Origin of the sequence: Pseudoalteromonas piratica, assembly GCF_000788395.1 — a bacterium.
GTDB classification, from domain to species: Bacteria; Pseudomonadota; Gammaproteobacteria; order Enterobacterales; family Alteromonadaceae; genus Pseudoalteromonas; species Pseudoalteromonas piratica.
In genome coordinates this window covers 1,540,296-1,558,810 of the sequence record NZ_CP009889.1, presented here as the reverse complement: position 1 = coordinate 1,558,810, position 18,515 = coordinate 1,540,296, and the positions used below count along the sequence as shown (strand labels likewise).

22 protein-coding genes are annotated in these 18,515 nt (G+C 39.8%); 2 read left to right on the top strand and 20 right to left on the bottom strand.

The window, feature by feature from the left end; all coding sequences use genetic code 11:
* Positions 1-225: 225 nt before the first annotated feature.
* The 6 genes from OM33_RS21555 to OM33_RS21530 form a co-directional block, all read right to left on the bottom strand.
* Complete coding sequence (locus OM33_RS21555; protein WP_040136702.1) at positions 226-843, bottom strand: class I SAM-dependent methyltransferase; 618 nt, start codon at positions 841-843, stop codon at positions 226-228.
* Positions 844-920: 77 nt separating this feature from the next.
* Positions 921-3,242 (bottom strand): NACHT domain-containing protein, encoded by a 2,322-nt coding sequence (locus tag OM33_RS21550; protein WP_040136700.1) that lies wholly within the window; start codon positions 3,240-3,242, stop codon positions 921-923.
* Between the two features lie 271 nt (positions 3,243-3,513).
* Positions 3,514-3,867 (bottom strand): hypothetical protein, encoded by a 354-nt coding sequence (locus tag OM33_RS21545; protein WP_040136699.1) that lies wholly within the window; start codon positions 3,865-3,867, stop codon positions 3,514-3,516.
* A gap of 88 nt (positions 3,868-3,955) precedes the next feature.
* Positions 3,956-4,402 carry an RDD family protein gene (locus OM33_RS21540; RefSeq protein WP_081991255.1) on the bottom strand — a complete coding sequence of 149 codons (447 nt, stop codon included), beginning with the start codon at positions 4,400-4,402 and terminating at the stop codon, positions 3,956-3,958.
* Between the two features lie 157 nt (positions 4,403-4,559).
* Positions 4,560-5,021, bottom strand: a complete 462-nt coding sequence (locus tag OM33_RS21535) for a GNAT family N-acetyltransferase (protein ID WP_040136697.1) — start codon at positions 5,019-5,021, stop codon at positions 4,560-4,562.
* A gap of 36 nt (positions 5,022-5,057) precedes the next feature.
* Positions 5,058-5,645, bottom strand: a complete 588-nt coding sequence (locus OM33_RS21530) for a MarR family winged helix-turn-helix transcriptional regulator (RefSeq protein WP_040136694.1) — start codon at positions 5,643-5,645, stop codon at positions 5,058-5,060.
* 166 nt (positions 5,646-5,811) lie between these two features.
* On the opposite strand from OM33_RS21530, the gene OM33_RS21525 reads away from it, so the two are divergent.
* The gene (locus tag OM33_RS21525; RefSeq protein ID WP_040136692.1) at positions 5,812-6,402 is read left to right on the top strand and encodes a carboxymuconolactone decarboxylase family protein; all 591 of its coding nucleotides are present in this window, start codon (positions 5,812-5,814) and stop codon (positions 6,400-6,402) included.
* A 4-nt stretch (positions 6,403-6,406) separates the two neighbouring features.
* On the opposite strand, the gene OM33_RS21520 is transcribed toward OM33_RS21525, so the two are convergent.
* The 14 genes from OM33_RS21520 to OM33_RS21455 all read right to left on the bottom strand — a co-directional run bounded on the left by OM33_RS21520 (position 6,407) and on the right by OM33_RS21455 (position 17,521).
* On the bottom strand, positions 6,407-7,102 hold the full coding sequence (locus tag OM33_RS21520; protein WP_040136690.1) for an aspartate/glutamate racemase family protein: 696 nt from the start codon (positions 7,100-7,102) through the stop codon (positions 6,407-6,409).
* A gap of 4 nt (positions 7,103-7,106) precedes the next feature.
* Complete coding sequence (locus tag OM33_RS21515; RefSeq protein WP_040136688.1) at positions 7,107-7,649, bottom strand: GNAT family N-acetyltransferase; 543 nt, start codon at positions 7,647-7,649, stop codon at positions 7,107-7,109.
* Positions 7,650-8,126, bottom strand: a complete 477-nt coding sequence (locus tag OM33_RS21510) for a hypothetical protein (RefSeq protein ID WP_052141254.1) — start codon at positions 8,124-8,126, stop codon at positions 7,650-7,652.
* A 65-nt stretch (positions 8,127-8,191) separates the two neighbouring features.
* Positions 8,192-9,277 carry an alkene reductase gene (locus OM33_RS21505; RefSeq protein WP_040136686.1) on the bottom strand — a complete coding sequence of 362 codons (1,086 nt, stop codon included), beginning with the start codon at positions 9,275-9,277 and terminating at the stop codon, positions 8,192-8,194.
* Positions 9,274-9,708 (bottom strand): YtoQ family protein, encoded by a 435-nt coding sequence (locus OM33_RS21500; RefSeq protein WP_040136685.1) that lies wholly within the window; start codon positions 9,706-9,708, stop codon positions 9,274-9,276. Before OM33_RS21500 ends, OM33_RS21505 begins: the two co-directional genes overlap by 4 nt.
* Before the next feature lie 28 nt (positions 9,709-9,736).
* A complete protein-coding gene (locus OM33_RS21495) occupies positions 9,737-10,204 on the bottom strand; it encodes a hypothetical protein (RefSeq protein WP_040136683.1) in 468 nt (155 codons plus the stop codon).
* 1 nt (position 10,205) lies between these two features.
* The gene (locus OM33_RS21490; protein WP_081991253.1) at positions 10,206-12,905 is read right to left on the bottom strand and encodes an Ig-like domain-containing protein; all 2,700 of its coding nucleotides are present in this window, start codon (positions 12,903-12,905) and stop codon (positions 10,206-10,208) included.
* Positions 12,906-13,023: 118 nt separating this feature from the next.
* Positions 13,024-13,254 (bottom strand): DUF2798 domain-containing protein, encoded by a 231-nt coding sequence (locus OM33_RS21485; protein WP_040136681.1) that lies wholly within the window; start codon positions 13,252-13,254, stop codon positions 13,024-13,026.
* 60 nt (positions 13,255-13,314) lie between these two features.
* On the bottom strand, positions 13,315-13,854 hold the full coding sequence (locus OM33_RS21480) for an isochorismatase family protein (RefSeq protein WP_040136679.1): 540 nt from the start codon (positions 13,852-13,854) through the stop codon (positions 13,315-13,317).
* A 32-nt stretch (positions 13,855-13,886) separates the two neighbouring features.
* Positions 13,887-14,285 (bottom strand): hypothetical protein, encoded by a 399-nt coding sequence (locus tag OM33_RS21475; protein ID WP_040136677.1) that lies wholly within the window; start codon positions 14,283-14,285, stop codon positions 13,887-13,889.
* Between the two features lie 26 nt (positions 14,286-14,311).
* Entirely contained in the window at positions 14,312-14,644 is a 333-nt protein-coding gene (locus tag OM33_RS21470; protein ID WP_052141253.1) for a hypothetical protein, read from the bottom strand.
* A gap of 110 nt (positions 14,645-14,754) precedes the next feature.
* Positions 14,755-15,486 (bottom strand): SIMPL domain-containing protein, encoded by a 732-nt coding sequence (locus OM33_RS21465; RefSeq protein ID WP_052141252.1) that lies wholly within the window; start codon positions 15,484-15,486, stop codon positions 14,755-14,757.
* 80 nt (positions 15,487-15,566) lie between these two features.
* Entirely contained in the window at positions 15,567-17,090 is a 1,524-nt protein-coding gene (locus OM33_RS21460) for a carotenoid oxygenase family protein (protein WP_040136675.1), read from the bottom strand.
* An 11-nt stretch (positions 17,091-17,101) separates the two neighbouring features.
* Positions 17,102-17,521, bottom strand: coding sequence for a DUF2141 domain-containing protein (locus OM33_RS21455; RefSeq protein ID WP_040136674.1), 420 nt, complete (start codon positions 17,519-17,521; stop codon positions 17,102-17,104).
* Positions 17,522-17,666: 145 nt separating this feature from the next.
* On the opposite strand from OM33_RS21455, the gene OM33_RS22265 reads away from it, so the two are divergent.
* Positions 17,667-18,515, top strand: a complete 849-nt coding sequence (locus tag OM33_RS22265) for a LytTR family DNA-binding domain-containing protein (protein ID WP_052141251.1) — start codon at positions 17,667-17,669, stop codon at positions 18,513-18,515.

Sequence of the window (18,515 nt, the reverse complement as noted above, 5' to 3'; positions counted from 1 at the left end):
AAGGCAAACATAATGGCTGTAATTATCCGCTTTTTTAGCGCTTAATTCACTAAAATCGGAAAATAAATACTTTTTTCCCAATTAAAGCTTATCTATTGCCACATTTGGTGACTTATTTAAGCGAGTGAATTAAGCAAGTGAATAATGTATTTGCTGTGAAAAGCAAAGAACAAACAAAGTAAATAGGGCGAGCGGGTGAGAACGCGATATGTTCCTACATCCTTGCTAGCCCTTTTTCACAAAGTGACAAAACACAAACTCTTGTGTTGTACCAAACGGCGTTTTATGGGTTTCATGGCGTTGTTCTTTAAGTGCAAAATGCTCACCAAGTTCGGCGTGTAAGCTTTCTGCACTGTAACGCACAATAGGCAAGCCGCTGCACTTTTCTGGGCCATTTTCTGCAAATGTGGCAATAATAATGTGGCCATGTGGTTTTACCGCATGCATTACGTTTTTAATATAAGCGCTGCGCTCTTTAGGTGTTGTTAAAAAGTGAAATACCGCACGATCATGCCATACATCAAATTGCTGTTTGGGCAGTGTTACGTCTGTTATATCCGCTTCAATCCAGTTTACATTTGCTGAATTTTCGCCAATGCGCTGTTTAGCCGTTGCAAGGGCAGCACCAGATAGATCAAGCACCGATAAATTTGTATGCCCATTTAACAGCAGGTCATCAACTAAAGTGGACGCACCGCCACCTACATCAATAATGGCAGCACTTTTTTCACAATTTAAACGGTTTATAAATTCTATTGAGGTCACCGCATGGGGCTGAAACCAACTCACCGCACTTGATGCTTTAGTAGTGTAAACCGTTTCCCAATGTGATTTCTTGTGCATGGTGTTTCCTGAGAGTTACATCTAGAGAAAAAACAGAATAGTCAGCGTTTTTAAGTGCGTTTGAATGATTTGTAGATTTAAGCCCCTAATTCATATTTTTGACCTTGATATGTAGATTCCAAAAGCTGAATAACCCTTGTCCACTCACTCCCTTCTTTTAAGGCCAAATGCTTCAATAAACATGGGAAATTGTACTCATCCATAATTGACTTAAAATCGTTAAACTGTTCAGCCAAAATGACACCATCAATAAATGAATACCAATCATTAGTTGAATTGCTAGCCATTACGGACTTAAATACTGTAGGTTCAAGTAGTAATTTATGCTGAGATAGTTTATTTAATATTTTCCAACGATCTACTCTCGATTCATTAGCTTTCCATGCCATATCAAAAGCATTTAATACTGTTTTCTTATCTCTGTTATTATTTTTTGCTGCAATAACGAAAAAACCTTCCCAACAAACCTCGCTTTCGCCTCTTGCCATCGCTTTTTCAATAGTATCGATGTCTAAGTTACTAACTTTTTCCCCGCCTGATATAAACAATCTTTTTTGATGCACTAGTCTTTTCATGTATTCTGATGAATGTGCATAATACTCCATAAGATTTTCATATAACTCATAGAATTCAGCTTTACATATCGAGCGAATAAATTCGTGAATGTAATAAATAGATAAAAAGCCTTCATTGATTAGTGAGCTTATCATCTCATCTAATTTTTTGGGGTTATTTGAAGTATGTAGAGTTCTAGCAATGTAATAAGATGTTAAATATTCAACAAATTTCATGTGTCGGAATCTTAACATTCTGGTGTTAGCTGTATCTCTAACAATAATTTGCTCAGAAATTAAGTTTTTAACAATTAAATCAGACACTTCTGAAAGTGATGAATAGTCATTTCTAATTATTGAGATAACTTTATCATAAGAAACTTCATTCTTGCAGCTCTTTGCAATAAATGCAGAAATGCTTGAACATAATGCCATAAGAATATTTGGATAAAATCCAGAGATAGGTCTTTTATGTATATCGTCTTTTTTTCTATCAAAGAATAACTTTAAAACAGTATCATCCATTACATCATCAATATAAACATCACCCTCATATTCATGTGCTTCTGAGAAAATCTGTAAATTGAATGGGTGTGAAAGAATATCTAAATGTTGTTTATTAAGCTTTGTTTTTATATTGTAATTAAAACTATTAGAATATTTATTAAGAGCTAATATAGTTTCTTCATAGTTAAAATATGAAAATCTCTTTTTTAAGTTATGCTTTTCCAAGCCTTCGAAGGTCGACTCCCAATCCCTCCAAAAATCCTCTCTAATAGTAAAAACCAACATTATTGGGTAGCACAATAACCCTCTTAACTTAGCTTTGTTATTTAGCTCTTCAATGCCTTTAATAAGTGCCATTACTTCTTTACGTTTTTGCGCATTTGCCAGAGATTCATCTAACGAATCGATAACAAAAACTATTGGCTTATCAACGTATAACAAACTTTCAAGCCCGTTACTATCATCAATATCTAAGAGACGATCAATAAAGCAATCAATATCATTTTGTAGAGCTGCCTTTACTGAGCCAAAATAGTTATCATTATCAAGCGACAAGTTTACTGATAGTGTTGTTTTTCCCGCTCCAGAAAGATCTCTTACTAAAGTAATTTGTTTAGGCTTTCCTCTATCTGATGAATACAGCTTTCCATCATGTGTATGAGATTTAACATTAGAATTTAATTTGCTCGGTTTTAGTAGGTTAATGAATGAGGCTAGATTTTCATCTACCTTTCTCTCAACATAAACGTTTTCATGATGAGAAATTTTGTGTCTACGTAAAAAAACGGAAGACTCTTTTGTACATATCGCATGTATTTTTAAGTTAATCTCATCACGACTAAATACCCAATCCTTAATCTTATCTAGATCATCAGATATAGGTTTAAATTTTGACCGAGCTTGGAAAACAGAATATCTAATATAGTCACTAATACGTATATTGCTTTCAAACAATTTAATCCATACTGCACCAGCAATAACTATTGTAGTAAACCCTTCCTTATTTAACATTTCTGCACTACGTAACACTTCGTCATTAACGTCATAAAGAGAGCAAAAGAGCCCTATACATTGCCCTTTTCTTTTTCTGATTTTTAGTTCAAAGTCCTCCCAGTCATGTGAACCTGCGGTTATCACCTTTTTTTTTGCTTTAGCTTCAACTAAAAAATGCCAAGAATTCCATTCAAAAAAAGCATCTAGTTGTTCTGAGGACGTAGATGCTGTAATTGGTGGTCTATATGACCAAGGTAAAATTTCCCTTAATGATTGCTCAAACATGTAGCCACGCTTAGGGGCATCACTTTCTTGTTTTAGTTGCAATATTTCCTTATACGACACAAGTTTTCCTTTAAGTTTAATTCCAGCCTATGGGCAAATTGAGTGGGTTGAACCTAAGCGAAGTTAATAGCCCGCGAAAAGTAGCTCCAGTGTGTATTTAAGCGACATAAAGCGCTTGTTAAAGCAATGAAACCCGTTCTTGAATAAAGCTGGCCAACTCTTGAGGCGAATGATGTCTACCATCTATATCAATAGGGTCAGAGTCATTGATTTTTTAGTTACTGACCCTATTAGTAAATTTGCCCAGAATAACCCGGCCAAGTGTTATGGTTTATTTGGTCATGCAGCTACTAAATTCATCCATATCCAGTTGATTTAAAGCTGGATATGCAATCGCTGCACATTTACCAAATGTATTCGCTGCAAGCTGCGCTTCTTTTTGAGTTAATTTTTCAGGTAGGCCTGATAGCTTAGAACTGACACAATGGGGTAAAACAACTTGTTTCATTTGCGACTGGCATAACGAATTGGAATCACCAGTGCATTTTAAAAACTTTTGGTTCGAACATAACGCATTAGTAATTTTTACTTTTCCATCTGCAATAAAAGCTTCTTTAGACGTATCTTTTGCGTAGGCATTACTTCCCAATAAAGTAATGATGAAAAGCATTGTGAGTTTCTTCATGTTCTTATTCTCCTTAATTTGAACTTTTGTTTTTTAGCTACAATTGTTTTGGTATTTTTCTGAGTAAGATAGTTCTAAGTCTTTATTTCTATTGACTTACGACTACCGTACCTGCGATTTTGTCATGCCAGCCTTGTTTTTTTGCATCAAAAGCGACCCAAATAAAACCTAAGCCAATGGGTAATGAAGAAATGTAGTAGCCAACATAACGAATAATTGATTGTTGAGTAGATGGCGCATTGCCCGTTTCAGCATCTACTACTTTGGCTTTTAAGACCATTTTTCCAGGCGTTGCCGATTTATAAACCCAAAAAAGAACAGTCGCGACTAGTGGTAAAACCCAACTAATAAGAAAATCGGGCAGTCCAATTATGAATTGATCTGTTTCCCAATACTCATTGCCATAGATTGAATAAAGTAACGGGGAAGTAATCATTATGACTAAGATTGTGTCAATAATTGAGGCGCCAAAACGTGCCCAAAAACCGACATAGTGGTGTTGTGATTCGGAAGTTTCCATTTCTGTACTGCTCATTATAAAATCCATTTTTTGGTAAGTATTTCAAATACATTAAGAATGTTTTATTCAATAATTTCAGTAGATTACCATCATACTGTTACACTAACAATGTAAAGTATTTATAAAACGTATCTTAGGCAAAAAAATCCACTATTCGTTTGCCTTTAAATGTTTATTCAGTATTTTTCGCTGCCATATCTGGCGCTTTTATAACAAAACCCCGTTCTCTATCGCCATCAAACCCTACTGCGCTATACACTTTGTGGGCACCATTAAGCTTTGCGCCAGAAAGCAGCATGACTTTGTAGCAGTGTAACTGCCATGCTAAATCAATTGCATAGCTGAGCACTTGTTGGCTTAATCCTTGGCGGCGAAAATCAAGGCGCGTTACAACATGTTCAATTAAGCCAAACGGGCGAGCGCCAACGGCAATACTTAAATTGATACTGAGCGCGCAGGTGGCTGCGAGCGTGCCATTAATATCAGCAACCACAATATGGGTTCTGTCATCATTGATCATTTGCTGCCAGCGCTCAACGGCAAGTGCGTGAGGCAATGTTGGGTCGTTTGATCGTAATTCGTTATAGAGTTTTAAAATGCCGTCTAAATCGTCCTTGTTAGCGAGTCGGATCATGGTATTTCCTTATTTGCTTACTCTATTGGGGTTACTTTATTTTGATTGCTTTTGTGTGCGTTTAAACCAACGGATTTGTTCACTTTGGTCGCGCGTGGGGGTGCCGCCATTGTCTTTTAATGTTTGCGCGTTTTGTGCCAGCATGCGCTCGGTGTTGAGCTCAATTTTCTCAAGCACTGTCATCAGTAGTGTTTGCTCTTCATCACTAATGCCATCGAGCACATCTTCGCAACGTTTGGCCATGTAGCTAGCAATATTCTGATAAATGGGTGTGCCAGCTTCGCTTAATTCAACAAATTTACTGCGGCTGGTGGAATGGTCGTTGGCGGCTTGAATAAGCCCTTCTTTTAATAGCCCATTGATTGCACGCGTAACTGAGTACGGGTCGAGCCGTGTTTGGTAAGCAATATCAGCCGCATTAATTGGACCGTACGAGCCAATATTTAACAGTACGCGAATGGCGCGTGTATCTAAGTGAGTGATGTGTTTTACGTTGGCGTCTCTATCGAGTGCGAGCAAGTTACTTGCGGTGGCAATACGGTAAGGCACTTGTTGATATAAATCTAATGCCTTGTCTAACTTTTTAGAAAGTTTAAAAGAGGTTTGTCGTTTATTGGCTGTCATGTGCTTTGTTATTTTTTTAATTTCGCGAGCGATTTAAAAGCAAAATACCATATTTACCTTTGCCACACACCGATAATTAAATGTGCCTAAAAACTAGACATAGGTTGATGGCTTGATTATATTTATGTTGCATATGCAACATAAATATAATCAACAGGAGATAAGCATGGCGTTAGTTACCCCTTTATCACAAGACCACGACAGCGAAGTGGCAGAACTTGCAAAGTTTTTTAATGAAACCTTAGGCTTTTGCCCTAATAGCGTATTAACCATGCAAATTCGCCCGGAAATTGCCCGTGCATTTATTAGTTTAAATAAAGCCGTAATGGCAAATGAAGGGCGCGTTACAGCAGAGCAAAAGCGTTTAATTGGTTATATCACCAGCGCCAATACAGGATGCCGTTATTGTGAAGCGCATACTATTTTGGCGGCTGAACGTTATGGCGGCAGTGAAGAGCGTTTAAAGCATATTTGGCAATTTAGAACATCGGATTTATACAGTGATGCTGAAAAAGCAGCATTTGAATTTGCGCTGGCAGCATCTAGTGTGCCGAATGCAGTTAATGATGAGATTGCGGCTAATTTAAAAGAACACTGGAATGATGGCGAAGTGGTTGAGATTTTGGGTGTAATATCACTGTTTGGTTACTTGAACCGCTGGAATGACAGCATGGGGACCACCATGGAAGACGGCGCTGTTGCTGCGGGCAAAGAGCACCTAACACATAACGGCTGGCAAGTAGGTAAGCACCAATAACTCGTTAAGGTTTAAGTGCAAATTTTACAGCGGCATCCGCGTGAATAGCAGTGGTATCGTAAAGCGGTATATCGGTATCGTTTTGCGATACCAACAAGGCGATTTCAGTGCAGCCTAAAATGATCGCTTGTGCACCTTGGCGATAAAGTTTGTTAATAATGTTTAGGTAGCGCTCTTTTGACTGCGCATTAATTTCGCCTAAGCAAAGTTCGTTATAAATAACACGGTGCACATACGCGCGGTCATCTTCATTAGGTACTAATACTTGAATACCAAATTTTTCAGTAAGACGGTTTTTATAAAACCCTTGCTCCATAGTAAACCCAGTACCCAATAGGCCCACACAAGATACACCATCATTAATTAAATGGGCAGCTGTGGCATCGGCAATGTGCAATAGGGGGATGTGAATTTGCTGTTCAATTTGGTGTGCGACTTTATGCATGGTGTTGGTGCAAATAAGTAAACAATTGGCACCTGCGGCTTCTAAATCTTTTGCGGATTTACTGAGCATATCGCCCATTTGTTGCCACTCACCTGCACGTTGCAGTTTTTCGATATGATCAAAATTAACACTGTAAAGCAAAATTTGTGCGCTATTTAAGCCGCCAAGTTCCGCTTTAACACCTTGGTTTATTGCTTTGTAATAGTTGAGTGTTGACTCCCAACTCATACCACCTAAAAGGCCTATGGTTTTCATCGTATTACCAGTACTCAGCTTGGTTTAGAGGTGCAACACAGCTTATTTCACCAACCAGTTCACTGAGCGCCTTACCCGTTAAAGAAACAGCCTGCCAACCGTGTGGGAAAGACAGCGCAAATGGTGGGATAAGTTGTTGATCTGACATCGGCTCAAAACCCGTTTTACTGTAAAACTTGGGATCACCATAGGTGACCACAAAATCAACGCCATAAGCTTTCAAATCGTTTAAGGCAAAATGGATTAACCCTTGGCCAATGCCTTTCCCTTGTTGCGATGACGCTACCGCCATTGGCGATAAAATCATCGCTTTAACTTTGCTAGGGTGTTTGAAATAAAGCTGACTAAAAAACACAGCTGCAAATAAAGTACCTTGCTGATGAGCGATAAAGGGCATTAATTCATCGGTATTACATTCACGTTGCATTTGGTCAGTTAATGCACCGATTTGTAGGCCCGCGTTCGCGCCCTCTGAATCACTAAACACATGCGTGAACAGTGTTGTGATATCACTATGAGAATGCTGCCCTAAACGCTCAAATTGCATTTATACAGTACCTTGTTTGCATTGTTGTATGTGTTTGCCGTTGTCAGCCACATTTTGACGAGCCAGTGGTTTTGTGACTACTTCTGATGCTTTTTCTTTGGTTTCTACATCTTGTAACCATACCGAAATGTTTTCATTGTTAATTTCGTGTGCAAGTTGGTAATTTCCACCTTCGGGGAAATCCATTTTGAAGTTAACAAACGCTTCACGGTAAGAGTGTAAAACGCCAACGTTTTGAAACGTTGCTTTTACCCAAAGGTCGTGTTCGCCTGCTGGGTATTGCCTTGCCGCAATCCAACCCGTTGGCTTTTTGTTATGACACATTAAATATACGTATTCTTTGGTGTCGTTCATATGATCGTAACTGAAGTTCTCAACACGAAAATGACCGTCTTTCACGTCTTTTTCGAAAGGGAACATTGCGCATGCTGTTAAGCTTGCAATAAGTGGTGAAATTAAAAGGAGTTTTTTGTTCATCTTGATTCCTTGTAGATGAGAGAGAGATTTTAGAGTAATTGCTTTTGTTGCAAACTGCAACTGTTTCAATAATCGGTATAACCTTCCTTGCCACCACCATAAAAGGTATTGTGCGCATTGTTTGGTAATCTAGTTAACGGCTGATTTTGAGCCATGCGTTCAACCAAGTTAGGGTTGCAAATATATGCTGTACCAAACGCGAATAGTTCGGCAACACCTTGCGCTAAAAACTGTTCTGAACGGTGGTGTGTCAGTCCGCCCGCAAGCATTATTGGGTGCGGGTAAAGCACTCGCATTTGCTTGCGAAATGAATCGCTGATTGTCTGGTTGTTACCAATATTTTCCGACAAATGTAAATAAGCTAATTGTAATGGCGCAAGTGTTTTTAATAGCGCTAATGTGAGTTTTGGCATCTCACTGTCATGAGTTTGATAATTGCTTGTGACAAAAGGCGAAATACGCAAGCCCACTTTATCACTGCCAATGGCACTGGCAACGGCGTTGCAAACCTCTACTGTTAAGCGAATGCGATTTTCTATTGTGCCACCGTAAATATCATTTCGCTGATTTGCATACCGGCGCATAAACTGATCGAGTAAATAGCCATGTGCACCATGAATTTCAACGCCATCAAACCCTGCGCGCATGGCATTTTTAGCAGCAATAACAAAATCATCTACCGTGGTTTGAATATCGCTTAAATCCATGGCTTTAGGCGTTGTGGTATCTATCATGCCCAACTCGCCATTTGGCAGTGGGCCATACACTTTATCGGGTTCTTTAATTGCTGAGGGAGCTAGTGGTTGCAATCCTTCAATCGCAGTGCTTGAGCGCCTGCCAACATGCCACAGCTGAATAAAAATTTTGCCACCGCGATCATGCACCGCCTGTGTTACTTTTTGCCAGCCTGCTATTTGCGCTTCAGTGTAAATACCTGGTGTGAGCGAATAACCCCGTGCAACAGGCGAAATAGGGGCACCTTCTGTGATAATCAGGCCCGCACTGGCACGTTGAGCATAATATTCCGCCATTAAATCGTTAGGAATATTACCGGGTTGCGTAGCACGCGAACGGGTCATGGGGGCCATCACAATGCGGTTTTTAAGTGTTAATGAGCCAAGTGACATTGGCTCAAATAAACTGAGGCTCATGGATTCAGTGTGTATGCTAAAATTTCGACAATTTGTGATGGTGAAGTCGCCCATGCTTGCGCACTGCCGTCGACTTCTTTTAATGCATGCACAATGTCTTCGCTGTGCAGTGTAATGTAAGGTTTGCCAAGTGCTGCGCAGTAACCTGCATCAAATGCCGCATTCCATTGTTTGTATTTATCGCCAAAACGAATAATCGCTAAATCGCACGATTTAATGGCGTTTTGAATACGAATCGCGTTTACTTTAGCGGATTTGTGATCGCGCCAAAATGAATTGCTCTCTTCACCTAGGCAATCACCAGCAGCATCACTGGATTCATGGTCGGTATTGGGCGAAACAAAGGTAATCTCGAGATTTTTCGCTTGGCAGCCAGAAATGATTTGCTCGCGCCAGTCGCTGTGAATTTCACCTGATAAATATACTTTCATTGTTTCTCCCAATAGTGTGTTTTTGACTTTAACTAGATTGTGCCAGCCAAATATACTCAAGCCCAGAGTTGCTTAGTTTTTTTGGTAAAAAAAGATATGTTTTACCATATACACTAATTGTGGCGATTTGGTTTTCACCTAACGGATAGTTTTTTGCATCGCTTTGAAGCTGCCACACATCATCGTGTAGCTTAACGTTAAATACCGTTTTACCAGAATTATTTAAAATGGAGACTTGGTTGCTCGCACTTTCACCATATGCTGCAATCAGTTTACCTTGCTGGTAGATATAGCTTACTGATGAGGGGCCAAGCGGTGAATGTTGTGAAACTTGTTTAATTTCGCAATCACCGCAATTGGATGGTGCTTTATTGCTAAAATCGACAGATTTAGCTTTGAAACTTAATCCTGTTTCAGAGAGTTGCCAGTCTGGCGAGCTGCTATCAAAGCAGCCCACCAAGAGTAACACGAATATTGCAAGGGTTACTCTTTTCATATTACTTACCAGCAGTTGATATCATGTTTAACAACTCTTTCGACGGTGCTTGTTCCACAATGATGTCTTGAAGGTCAGAATGCATTACGTTCTGTGGCTTTCGCTGTTTACTTGGTGACAGCGTAGCGCCTCCGTTAGCACCGCTCCAGTAACGGGTAAAGGTTAGCATTAAGTTGCCCCACTCATCGAAGTCATTAAGATCTGATGATATTTCACCATCATTGTTGAGATCAAAATTCACCAGCGTATCGCTGTTGCTGCCGTTACAGTCGAAATCTACAGGACTTGATGATGGGTTCGCTAAGCCTAAACTTTCATCAATTTGCAGCTCATCAATTGTGGCGTTTTGGCCATGGGAATAGCTAAGCTTAAAGTCACTTGGTGCAGATGTGAAACCATTTGTAAGCTGTTTATCTTCAGGGAAACAGTTTGCATTACCGAAGTAAAAACGACGGTGGTAGCGATCGCCTTCATCGTCACCAATGGTTGATAAACCGCTTAACTGATATAAGTAGTTCATTACACTGTGGTGATTTGGCTTGTTATTAGTGTGGTTATTACCGCCATGGCCTAGCCCTAAGTTGTGACCAAGCTCATGCATAATGGTGCCTGCTTGCATGTTGTGCACAATATTACGGCTTACTTCTGTTTCTAAGCTGAATCCCCAGTTACCCATGGAAATAATAAAGTCATTACCATTAATTTCTGCCAGTCCTGATGAACCCGCTGAGCCATCTTCATTTTGGCTATTAGCCATCAGCATATAGTGAAAGATTGGACGACGTTTGATGTCGAAGTTTTGCACTTTATGGTCAAGTATACTCGGCGCGTCTGCGGAACCCGCAAAATTGGTTTGCGCATAAAAGGCAACTTGGTTACCGCCACCTAAGTCATAATCTGTTGGTGAAATGCCCTCAGCTTGATGGAATAAGTCGCCTGCATCAAAGTGGATAGCGATATTCTGTTCAGCAAAAGATGCCTTAACAGAATCGAGCGCTTGACGGTGAAGTTGCACTCCAGGGTCGTTACTTTCCATGTAATCCACTTCGATAAAGATATCGCGCTGACCGGCACGCGCGCCCCATTCATAAAGTGGCAGACCTGCAAAGGTTGCGCCTTCTTGCTCAGCGCAATCTGGAATACCGTCATTATCTTCGTCGCTGTTACACGTTACGTCGTTTTGTCCACCCGGGGTCATGTAATAGCTTACTTGCCAATCTTGTGCTGAGTTAGTGTCAGTATCAAGCACTGTGCGCACCACACTCATGCCAAGGTCTTGTTCCATGGCAGAGGCATTTGCGCCCACCTGCCACTGCGTTTCATCCGTTGGGAGGTAGCTGTTTTCACCAAAACTAACAAAATCGATGGTGCTACCTGTGGTTGTTTGTAGTTCAACAAAACCACCTGAGTAATACCATTCTGGGTGAATATTAGACTCGTCTGAAATAAGCATTAACTGCGCTGACTCAGCAACGCTTTGTTGCCAGTAACCATTACCATGCTTTGCTTGCAACACCATAAACTCGCCAGATGCTAGGGTTTTATCTGACAAAGCAAAGGTTCTTACACCCGTATCACTCCAGTCATCGTAACTAATACTTTCAGCTATGATTTGATAATTTGCTAAAGAAATTGGATTAGCAGTGCCGTTATACACCTCAATCCAGCGATTATCATCCCAATATTTGGATGAGGATACTTCTGAGATCAGTAAGTCTTGGTTTTCGGTTTTAAATGAGAAGCGAGTTTCATTTGTCAGTGTAGTGCCGTGGAAATTGGTAACACCATTAGTGACTTTTACTTGGTAGTCACTGGCGTAGGCAAGTGCCGCACTTGGGGTTAGGGTAACGACTGTGTTGCTAGTATCTGTTGAAGCTGTGGCAAGGCTTATTGGCGCACAGGTTACAAAATCATCGTGACTAAGCTGAATACTGCCAGAGCAAGTGGTATCGGTGTTCACTGTTAAACTTTCAGCTGCTAGTACATCATCAAATGCGATTTCGATTTGAGACGATGCGGCAATTAATTTCGCGTTTTCTTCAGGTGTGTAAGACTGAATAACAGGCGCACTGGTATCAATTAAATCAATATCAACAATATGAGTTGCTGTTAACTCACCGTCGCTTAAGGTAATTTCAAACTGCTGATCATTTGCATTGTTCAAGCTGGGTGTAAAAGTAAAGCGATTATCTTCAAGTATCGCTAATTCGCCGCTCTCAGGAGCGGTTTTTATTGTTACTTGAACGTCATCACCATCGAGATCGGTAATGCCTAGGTCAAATTCAAGCGGCTGGTTAAATTCAACATCCACTTTATTTTCGCTGGCAAGCGGCGCACGGTTTACATGCAAAATATTCGTATTGATGCTGAGTGTTGACTGAGCGTTGTCGTTGTCGGTTGCGGTTACGGTAAATGCGACAGGACTATCTGCGGTTACTTCTGGCGCTGTAAAACTAAGACCGCCATTTGCGTAAGTAAAGTTAACTGTTGGGCCGCTGCTTTGCACCACATTTGACGATTTAATGCTGCCATCTTTATCTGTAAGTGTAATAGCAATATTAACGTCACTTCGCTCTGGGTAGCTTGTTGCAATATTGCTGGAGATTGTTGGGGCTTCATTCTTTTTATCACTTGAGCCACACGCACTAAGGAGTAACACACTTGATGAGATTAAGCAGGCTTTAATTAAACGCGCTTCCATAATATTCCTTTATTTTTATGATAGGGAAGCGTTTTATAGTGCCGCAAAAGTAACCTAACGTCTAGCTGGCGTTACAATTATTAACATTATGTTTTTTAATGATTTATTTAGTTTTTGTTTATGTATCTTTGGCAATAAACAGTTGTGTAAGCTTAGCCACAATGGGAGCAACTAAGGTGACCGCTGGAAAGGCAACAACAAAGGCAAATGCCCACGCTTTTAACCAAATAATGAGCACGTTATCGACTAATCCTACATTGAATAACGTGATGACAAATGACATAAGGCATGACATCAAAAGCGCCATAAAAAAGGCAAAAACAAAGCGTTGGTATTTACTTGGGATCATAATAAGTACTTCTTTTAAAAACTGGGTTAGCCTACCACACTTGCGATGTTAGCAATAACTTCACTTAATTAAATTTAAAATGCCTTTGAAACGTTCATCGCGGCAATCTTTAACAAGTTCAAACAGTGCCATTTCCAAACCCGTAATGCGTGCGCCCAAATGCTGTAATTTATTCACTGCGAGCTGCTTATTTTCGCCTTTACGTGCTGCAATACAGTCATTGACTAAATGCACTTGGTAGTTGTTTTGCAAAAGACTGGCAGCCGTTTGATAAACACAAATGTGCGCTTCAATACCGCATATAAGCCAGTTAGGTTTGTTTTCTTTGGCAATCGCCGCTAAAAAGGAAGGCTCACGGCAGGCGTCGAAAGTAAATTTAGTAATCGGCTTTATGCCATCTAACAGGGAAAGTATGTTGGGGTGTGTGCTGCCTAGTTTTTCTGGATTTTGTTCAAGCCAAATAATTGGTAAATCGAGCTGTTTCGCTCCGGCAATAAGTGCACGACATTGAGCAATGTACTGCTCGCCTTCTTCCATTAGCGTGGCTAATTTGCCTTGAATATCAATAACGATTAGCCCAGTGTTATGACAATTTAACATCTTCCATGACTCCTTCTATGCAGCTTTATAAGCTATTTTGCGCGAGTATAGATTGTAAGCAAAGGAAATTTATTTTCACCAAACCCAAGGGTGAGTGATATTGTTTCATCACCTTTAAAGGCTTGTTTAAACGGTAATGGGTTAATGCGTTCGCCATTACTGACCTGCGCCATTAAGTGATTATGATTTAATGTACGAGAACCACTTGATAAGTTTGTTAGTGTCACAACTGCAAATCGCTCGCCATCATCATTGCTCATTAGTATGAAGTTGTTTATTTGAAAATCACTGATCTCAGGTTCAATATTGCGTTCATTTGGAAACGCTAACTCAATGCTATTGGGTACTACACGGTCGACAATAATGACGTCTTGATTTGCGATTAAGCTAGTTGAGTATAGTAAGAATAGGAAAAATAACGATCGCATCATAAAACTCCGTTTAAGGTAGAAAAAAGTTAAGGCGCGTTGTGTTTAGTGACAAAAATAACGCATTCTTTAATTGCAGCTGTGTTTATATTTATTTGTTTTAGGGCACCTTCAATCTGTGAGCGCGTTGAGTCAAGTTGTTCACTGTTTTTAAAGTGCGATAACGCATTTGCATCTTCAAAAACACATGCAACTTGTAATGATTGGGGAAACTTTTGATAGTTAACTGTATGTGTAACCCAACTAAAACCGGCTAAGTCCTTTAGGGCTTCTTCACAAAGGGGGGTGAGCACCTTTCGTATTTGGTTGTCTAATTTTTTATCGGATTTACGCATGTGTATTTTAAAATCTGGGGCAGCCATTATTCGCTGCCCACTATAACTAACCTAAGCGCTAGATAACACCTTATTTTCTAGCAGCTATTTTTACTTATTCCAGCGTTAAACTTATTTGCTGGTAATTGAGGAAATAATTAGTTTTTACCTTTTAAGTCAAACACGACATTAATTGTGGCTTTAAAGGTGAGGTCGTCTTGCAGGTAGGTACCCGGAGACACTATATTTCCGGTTTCGCTACTTATCATCTGCATACGGCCACTATATTCCATCTTACCATAGTGCCTAATTTGCTCATGATTTTGTGCATTAATGCTATAAACCTTGCCAAGTGCAGCGCCAAACGAATTAGCGAGGGCAGCACCATTAGTTTTTGCATTTTCAATAGCACGTTCTACAGCTTGTTGTTGCAACTCTTTTTCTTTTGATGAGGTCATCTCAAGATTTTGGATTTGATTAACCTCAGCACTTAATGCTAAATCCATCACATCACTGAGAATGCTTAAATCATTTACCGTTACTTCAATTGTACGATTAGCTGAATAACCTACATGTAACTGCTTACGCTGCTGCTGAGAGTATTCATAGCGTGGTGACGTGGCAATGCGCGATGCAACAATGTCATTTTCTTTAATATCAAACTTTTTTAAGCCTTTTAGCAGCGCATTAAAACGTTTGTCTACTTCAGCTTTGGCTTCAGCACTTTTTTTATCAGTATGTTCTACCGATAAATGTAAAATCGCGATGTCTGGTTTTACTGTGCTTTCGCCGTAACCCGTAATTGCAATATGACGATGGTTGGGTAAGTGGCTGTTGGCAGATGCAAGACTTGAAAGCGCTAACAGTGATAAATAAAACAATGGCTTCATGGTGCGTCCTTTTTTAAATAAGTCTCTGTTTTGAGCTGTGAATTATAGATAAGTTCACCATAAAGCATTGTGAAGAATTGTTAAAGCGTCAGGAAATTACCGTGAAAGCCAAGCGATAACGCTTGCCCTAACCAAGCACGACACACGGGACCATCACTGACATGACCAACTTTAAACACATTTACGCAAGTACGTTTTGATGGCACATGAAGCGCTGTGCCCACTAAATAGCCATTGCCTTCTTGATGCGAGTTATCAACAATTACATGCTCCTCAACTAGAAAATCTTCGCCATACACAAAGGTATCTTGCTTGCCATTATTCACATTTATAACGCGCACACTGTCACTCCATACATCACTTTGTATTGATGATAGTGTCACCAGTAAATTATTTTGTAACCCTGTTAAGTGATCGTATACACGTGGAAATTCGCTGATACCTGCAATGGTTTGTTTATGAGCACTGCCGTTTTTATAAAGTGTGAACAATACAGTATTGGCAGGCGTTGCATCCGACGTTTTACCACGCATTAAATCACTCATATGATGTAAATTTTCACAATTTGGATAAAGGCTGGCATCAAAGCGAATCGTACCATCGGTGTCTTCCCACGCATTACCAAAATGAAAGGCAAAGCCTGCATCTACTTGGTATTCACGCGTCAGTGTTAAGGTATTTTTGTCTATGACTAATACCTTCATCGGCAAGCTGTTGTTAAAACGAATTGCGCTGAACAAACGCTCATCGGTTTTATCTCTATCAAGTGACGGTAAGATGATGAGTATATTATTCTGCGTGATTAAAAAGTCATGTAACATGCCGCCACGGTAATTGGTTTTAAGTAAGTTTACTTTTTGCGTTATTCCGCGGTTATTAAGATGGTAAAGTACAATGTCGCCCGTAACGGTACTGCCAAAATTCCAAATCGTGCCGTCCGCCTCAATTTTTGGGTGTGCTGAAAAGGCGAGCCCTTTTAAACTATTACCATAACGAGTGTTTTCGCCAAGGTTTACAAGACCTTTTGCGTCCAAACTACTTGCATCTATTGCGGTTGCAGAGCCCGCTTCCCAAAGTGCCCATAGCTCGCCATTTACCGGAATAATATTAGTATTGGCAGCATTAATGATGTCGGTTTTATTGACAGGTAAACTGCCGGGTAATTTGCTATTTGGTCCAGAGAATAAAAACTTATCTGCGGCCTGCTCTTGAGTGTACTTGTTGGTTTTTACAAACTTAGCGCGGTGCTGAATGCCAGTATCAGTAAAGTTAAAATGTTGGATCATGCCATCACCTTCAAACAGATGAGTGTAGCGTTGTCCATTGCGCTGATGCACCGCAGGCCCATTTCGATAAAAATTGCCGCGAAGCGCTTTTGGTAATTTCCCTTCAATGGTTAAGTTTTGCCAAGGAATATCACCAGACATGCTTTTTAAACCAATTAAGTTAGGGTTATTAAGAACGGCCTTGTCAAAACTGGTTGCAAACTGCGCCATGATATCTTCATTTGCGCTCGCCAAATTTGCGAGCGCAGGGAAGGGACTACAAGCAGCTGCTGCAACAGATAAACCGAGCATACTTTTTAAGGCTTCACGTCTTTGCATTACTTTGCTCCTTAATAGTTAACTGTTGAAGAATTAATAACGGTAACATTCGATACCATGAAGGTCATTTGCTGGTAGCTTGGCGGACCAAAATTTACCGGCGCATTATTTGAGAAACCGTAACCTTCGATTGGCATGCCAAACATATTATTGTCGAAGTCTCGGTTGCTATTTTCATCATGGAAGTAGCGAATGGCATAGTCCCCAGGTTCAACATTATTGAAAGTCACTGTTAGCTGCCCTTTTTTTGCATTAACAATCGCTTCATTGTGTGCTTTACCTTTTTTAAAGTTGTTTTCTCCTTTAAATAATTGGATATATAACTTTCCTTTATCGTGTTGAATACCTTCAATATTGAATTGCACGGTTTGTGCAGATACAGGTAATATAAAAAGGCTTAACGAAAGCGTGGATAGTGTTAAAAAGTTCATAGTAATTCCTTAAATAAATTGTTTTTTAATGAGCGTCGTTTTGCTCGTTGGAATCACAATATGACGATTTTTTTCAGCGCTCAATCGACCTTTCGTAAAGCGAGTTCATTACTTCGTGAAATAATAAAAAAAACAGGATGTACAATTGGCGAATCGTGAAATTAACCTTAATAATCAATTGATAAGAGAGTTTTTAGACGTAAGAGATTTAGCGACTGACGCAGTTGTTATTGCTATTTTTGTGGTGTTTTTAACGTTTCTTCGCCCATTTGGTATGCACCAAATTGATATCTTTTATGCTGGATTCTTCTGGTGTGTGATGTGCTTTACTGGCTACGTAATTTACTCGCCAACGATGTTCTTTTTGTCAAAATTGCTCGATAGTAATTTGCCCGAACGGATAAACAAAAAAGCCGTTCGACTTATACTCTCAACATTAGTAGCAAGTGTTTTAATGGGGTTGTTAGCGCCCTTTATTATTAATCTCTTTTTTAACTATTTTGATAATAGCTATTTGCAATCATTGCCTATGTCGATTTTATATTGCACGGTTATTGGTGGTATTATTGCAGGTGTAAGTTCAATTAAATCGTTAATGTTGCAACAACAGCAACTGCTTAAACAAAATGCGCAAGAACTCGCACTGAACTCTGAAAAAGTTGAGAGTATGCAAAGCCAGCCCGTTGATACCTTAATTAATGAACTGCCGCTGGCTAAACGTGGGAAATTAATTTGTTTGCAAATGGATGACCACTACCTAAATGTAAAAACAGATAAAGGTGAACACCTACTTTTAATGCGTTTTAAAGATGCGCTCTCTAAACTTGAACATTATGACGGCTTTCAAACACATCGTTCTTGGTGGGTAGCTAAAGAGGCTGTGAGCGATACTAAAAAAGACGGGCGCAAGCTCATTCTTATTTTGCAAAATGGCACCGAAGTGCCGGTGTCGCAAACCTATTTAGCAAATGTAAAAGCGGTTTTAAATCTCTAA